The 5,420-nt window shown below is 64.8% G+C and carries 4 protein-coding genes and 1 rRNA gene; 4 read left to right on the top strand and 1 reads right to left on the bottom strand.

The annotated features are described in order from the left end of the window. The first annotated feature begins 8 nt into the window (after positions 1–8). Positions 9–121 (top strand): 5S ribosomal RNA (gene rrf, locus AC1DIX_RS27230). Between the two features lie 50 nt (positions 122–171). Here rrf and bla read toward each other — a convergent pair. Next, complete coding sequence (bla, locus tag AC1DIX_RS27235) at positions 172–1,869, bottom strand: subclass B3 metallo-beta-lactamase (protein ID WP_477328417.1); 1,698 nt, start codon at positions 1,867–1,869, stop codon at positions 172–174. Positions 1,870–2,026: 157 nt separating this feature from the next. On the opposite strand from bla, the gene AC1DIX_RS27240 reads away from it, so the two are divergent. From AC1DIX_RS27240 to ampC, 3 genes are all read left to right on the top strand, one after another. Next, the gene (locus tag AC1DIX_RS27240) at positions 2,027–3,127 is read left to right on the top strand and encodes a sensor histidine kinase (RefSeq protein ID WP_477328419.1); all 1,101 of its coding nucleotides are present in this window, start codon (positions 2,027–2,029) and stop codon (positions 3,125–3,127) included. Positions 3,128–3,130: 3 nt separating this feature from the next. Continuing rightward, positions 3,131–3,892 carry a LytR/AlgR family response regulator transcription factor gene (locus AC1DIX_RS27245; RefSeq protein ID WP_477328421.1) on the top strand — a complete coding sequence of 254 codons (762 nt, stop codon included), beginning with the start codon at positions 3,131–3,133 and terminating at the stop codon, positions 3,890–3,892. A gap of 100 nt (positions 3,893–3,992) precedes the next feature. Further along, positions 3,993–5,153 (top strand): class C beta-lactamase, encoded by a 1,161-nt coding sequence (gene ampC / locus AC1DIX_RS27250; protein ID WP_477328423.1) that lies wholly within the window; start codon positions 3,993–3,995, stop codon positions 5,151–5,153. Positions 5,154–5,420 lie beyond the last annotated feature (267 nt).

Here is a 5,420-nt window from a genome sequence, read left to right on the forward strand (position 1 = left end):
AAGTCATGCCTGATGACCATAGCAAGTCGGTACCACCCCTTCCCATCCCGAACAGGACCGTGAAACGACTTTGCGCCGATGATAGTGCTGCAACCAGTGTGAAAGTAGGTTATCGTCAGGCTAATTATTCGCAGAAGCCCGCTCAATTCCTTGAGCGGGCTTTTTGCTTTTCTAGCGCGCCTGTTTCAGATACGCCCGCAGTCCATGTGTGAGCACCAGCGGGAATACGCTTGCGTGATCCTCGTCCGCAAAGACTTCCAGATGCGTCGCCAATCCTGGATAGCGATGCGCTTTCAGCGCCGCATCGAATTCCCTCAAATCGGCCACCATATCGGCATCCTCTTCATTCCGTGAGCGCGTCTTCCCGGCCGCCAGCGTTTCGCGCCCGCCGATGCCGAAGAATACCGATGCCGGCATATCCTTGTGCCCCTTCGCATACGCCTTTTCGCGATCGAACATCACGCCGCGGTCGAACCACAAGGAGGGACTGCCGAGGATGTAATGCTCGAAGGTTTTCGGACGGCTCAGCAGAAGCTGCAGGCCCAGCAGGCTGCCGTAGGAATGGCCGACGAAGATCTTGCGGCGCATGTCCGCGCGATAGTGCGACGCGATCAGCGGAAACACGTCATCGGCGATGAAGCCGCCATATGCCTCCGCCTCGCCGAACGCCACCGCCCGTCCCGGCGTTTCCGACACATACCCTTGTGTGCGCGGCATCGACGGTGTGTAATCGCGGCGCCGGCTGAACACGGCGCTGTCRCCTTTTGCGTAAGACAGGCCTACCACGATCGCTTCCTCCAGGCCGGCATGCTTGGCCAGCCGCTGGGCGATGCTGCGCGTGACCGGAAAACCGTAAGCGGCATCGGTGACGAACAGCACCGGATAACGGCGATCCGACGAACGATAGGATTCCGGCAGTGCGATGAAGACCTGGTAATCGCGGTTCAGCGCCCGTGCGTGCACGTCGCGCACTTCGGTGTCGTCGAGCCGATAGGCGGACGGCGCTTCCGCAGCTTTCGCAGCTTCCGCGGCCAGTATTTTTGCCAGCATCGCCCGCGCCTTCGCCGCATACTTTCGGCAGCCCTCGGGGTCGACGAATGCCGCATTGCCGAGCGTCGCCTGTTTCGCCTTCTTTTCCCACATCTCGCTCGCCTCCGGATGCGAGCTCACCAGCACATCGCAATCCAGGGCTTTGACGGTGGCGATCGAACGCTCGATATCCGCCCGCGCATTCGGGTACAGCGCATTCCCGCTGAAGCTCAGGCCATCGGCAACCACTGCGGTCAGGCTGTCGCCGTACACCATGTTCATGGTCCGCCCGCCTTCGCTCGACTGCCAGGTCCAACTGGTCGCACCCATCGTATGTCCGGGCGTGAAGTGGGCCGTGACCGCGAGCGGTCCGAGTCTCACGACCTCGCCGTCACGCACGCTGCGCGTGTTGGCGACCGGCGTCATCGCTTCCAGGTTGGGATATTGCGGGTCGCGCCTGTCGGCCTGGCCGGACCGCAGCACCGCCACGGATGGCGCACTGCCCAGTACCGTCGCGCCGCTCAGCTTCTGCAAGGCGGCGATGCCGCCGGCGTGATCGAAGTGCTCGTGCCCGTTCAGGATGTAGCGGATGTCCTCGACCTTGAAGCCGAGCCGGCGCACGTGCTCGGCGATCTGGTCAGACGCGCCGGTCGGGCCGCCGTCGATGAGGATGTGGCCGGCCGGTGAGGTGATCAGCACCGCGCTGATGCCGCCGGTACCGACATAGTAGCTGTTGCCGTACAAGGGGAAGGGATCCTGGGGCGCGAACCAGTCGGCGGCGGCGGCGTTCATGGAGGCGCCGAAGGCAATGGCGACGGCAAGGCAGATGGTTTTTTTCATGTGCGGACAAAAGTGAAGAGGGTTCGAATGAGGCCTGGACGATTCTGCAAGCGGTCCGCCGCCGTGGCAGCAGGGCGGTGACGAAACCCCGCATCCGCGTGATGAAGCCGGCCGCCGCGGCCGATCCGGCGAACCGGGCCGCTGCTATACTTTTCCGATGACGCAGCTCTCTCTTCCGCGCACGCCGCCCGCAACCAGGACCATCGCCATGGCCGTGCTGGTGTGGGCAGCCATCAGCGCCCTCGGCGCCCTGCAGACCTATAGCGACAACCTGCGCGTCGGCGTCGACAGCCACTATCCGGCCCTGCTGGTGACCTGGTTCATCGAGTATGCGGTGCCGCTGATCGTCCTCAGCGCGGGACTCAGCCTGATCCTCGCGCGCTGGCCGGCCCTGATTGCCCGGCCGCGCAATGTGGTCGCGCTGTTCTTCGGCCTCGTGTTCCTGTTCCAGCCCGCGCAATGGACCTATATGGCCTGGCTGCGCGGCTACCTCCACGTCGGCAGCTTCGAGGATGCCCGCCTGCTGCTGATGAAGATGCTGCTGGTCGGCTGGTTCTCGACCACCGGCACCTTCGCCGCCATCCTCGCCATCCATTACTGGCGCCAGGCACGCGAGCGCGAACTGGCCTGGCAGCGCAGCCAGACCGATATGCTCAACCTGCGCCTGGCCCTCGAGCAGCAACGCATGCTGGCCCTGCGCGCCCAGTTCGAGCCGCACTTCCTGTTCAATGCCCTGAACGCGATCAGCGCCCTGGTGCGCGACGGCGACCGCAGACTCGCCCTCGGCGGCATCGAGCGCCTCAGCGACCTGCTGCGTTACGCGCTGTCGGCGAGCGTGCGCAATACCGTCACCGTCGCCGCCGAGCTGCAGTTCGTGCGCGACTACCTGGATCTGCAGCGCTTGCGCTATGGCGACCGGCTGCAGGTGCGGATCGACGGCGAGGGCGGGCTGCTGCACGAAGTCGAGTGTCCACCGCTGCTGCTGCAGCCGCTGATCGAGAACGCGCTGCGCCACGATCTCGATTGCCACCAGGGGCCGAGCGACATCCGCCTGGTCTTCGCGCAGGACGACGAGACGCTCGCCATCCGCGTCGCCAATCCCGTCAGCGCGCAGGCGTCGCCGAACCCCGGCGCCGGGCTCGGGCTGGCGAATACGCGCGAACGGCTCAAGCTGATGCATCCTACCGCCTCGCTGGTCACCAGCGTGGAAGACGGCCGCTTCGTGGCCGAGGTCCGCCTGCCGCTGGACAGGGACTGAGCGATGAGCGTGCGTTACCTGATCGTCGACGATGAAGCGCCCAGCCGCGCCAACCTGCGCCTGGCCCTGGGCGCACATGCCGACTGGCGCCTGATGGCGGAGTGCGACAGCGCCGCATCCGCGCGCACGGCACTGGCTGCCCAGGAGATCGATGTGATCTTCCTCGATATCCAGATGCCGGCCGAATCCGGCCTCGTGCTCGCGCGCGAAGTCAGCCGCATGCGCGAGCCGCCGCTGATCGTCTTCGTGACCGCCTACAGCGAGCATGCGGTCGACGCCTTCGAGGTGCACGCCCTCGACTACCTGCTCAAGCCCTTGAGCGACGCGCGCCTGGCCCAGACCGTCGAACGCATCGGCGCCATGCTGGGCCAGCGTCAGCGCGAAGCCTACGGCGCGGCCCTGCGCGATTACGTCGATGCCGGTGTGGGCAAGGCCGTGGAGCGACTGCAGCGCATCAATGTGCGTTCGGTCGGCCGCATCGAGCAGATCCGCGTGGACGACATCCTGTGGGTCGAATCGGCGGGCAACTACGTCGAGCTGCATCTGGAAGGTCGCACGGTCCTGCACCGTATCACCCTGAACCGCCTGGAAGCGCTGCTTGCGCCGGAAGACTTCCTGCGCGTGCACCGCAGTGCGATCGTCCGGCGCAGCCAGATCGCCCGCCTGGAGACCGTCGGCGACGGCAGCTACCGGCTGACGCTGCGTAGCGGCGCCGCGGTGGCGGTGAGCGAACGCTATCTGCATGCGCTGAAGTCGGCGATGTGACGAAACGCCGGCGCGCCGTGACGGCGGTGCTGGTTGCGGCGGTATGGCCCTGCCTATACTGGCGCGTCACCATCAACGGGAGATTCTCTTGACCATCCGTCTGCAAGCCATCGGGCGCCTCGCCCTGACCTGTCTTTGCCTTCTGCCGTTCGCGGGCCGCGCCGCGAATGTCTCCGATGCCGCCGTGCGCGACGCCGTCGACCGCGCGATCCGGCCCCTGATGGCGCAGCACGACGTGCCCGGGATGGCGGTCGCCGTGACTGTCGACGGACATGCCATGTTCTTCAACTATGGCCTGGCATCAAAGGAGAAGGGCATTCCCGTCAGCGAGAACACGCTGTTCGAGCTGGGCTCGGTCAGCAAGACCTTCGCCGCGACGCTGGGCTGCTATGCCCACGGCCAGGGCAAGCTGTCCTTCGACGACCATCCGGGCCGCTTCATGCCGCAGCTGAGAGGGAGTGCGATCGACCGCGCCAGCCTGCTCGAACTCGGCACCTACACGGCCGGCGGCCTGCCGCTGCAGTTTCCGGACGAGGTCACCAACGATGCGCAGATGCTGGCCTACTTCCGCAACTGGAGACCGGACGCGCCGCCGGGGACACAGCGCCGCTATTCGAATCCGAGCATCGGCCTGTTCGGACATGTGACGGCATTGGCCCTGCATATGGGCTTTGCCGATGCCGTCGAGGGCAAGCTGTTCCCTGCGCTCGGCCTGAAGCACAGTCATGTCCGCGTGCCGGCCGCGTCGATGGCGGATTACGCCTGGGGATACAACAGCGCGAACAAGCCGGTGCGGGTCAATCCCGGCRTCTTCGATGCGGAAGCCTATGGCGTGAAGTCGAGCACCGCCGATATGATCCGCTTCGTGCAGGAGAACATCGATCCTTCCCGGCTCGACGAGCCGATGCGGCAGGCGCTGGAATGCACTCACGCCGGCTACTTCCGGGTCGGCGACACCGTGCAGGGGCTCGGCTGGGAGCAGTACCGCGCGCCGGTGAGCCTGGCGCAGCTGCAGGCCGGGAATTCCGAGAAGATGAGCCGCGGCTTCAATGCCGTTACCAGGCTCGAGCCGCCGCAGGCGCCGCCGCGCGGGACGCTCTTTAACAAGACCGGCGCCACCGGTGGGTTCGGCGCTTATGTGCTGTTCGTACCGGAGCACCGGGTCGGTATCGTCATGCTGGCGAATAAGAACTACCCGATTCCGGCGCGCGTCGAGGCGGCGCATGCCATTCTCGGGCAGCTGGTACCGGCCATCCGCTAGCCTATCGTACAAAAAGCGACGGACGCCTCTTGCGCTCGGGGCGGAGGGTTTGCTATAGTTCGCGTCCTGCTTCTGCGGCGCACGAAAAGTTTAATAGAATCAACGAATTAAACTTGTATAAACGGCCATGCCGAGTGCGCTGAAGAAAAAGATGGAGTTGACGAGTTAAGCGAAACACTGCATAATCTCATTCCTCTGCTGCTGACGAACAAAACGATTCGTTGGATGCAGCAAGGCAGTACCGAATACGATCTTTAACAATCAACA

Source organism: Massilia sp. 05N420 (genome assembly GCF_056397205.1).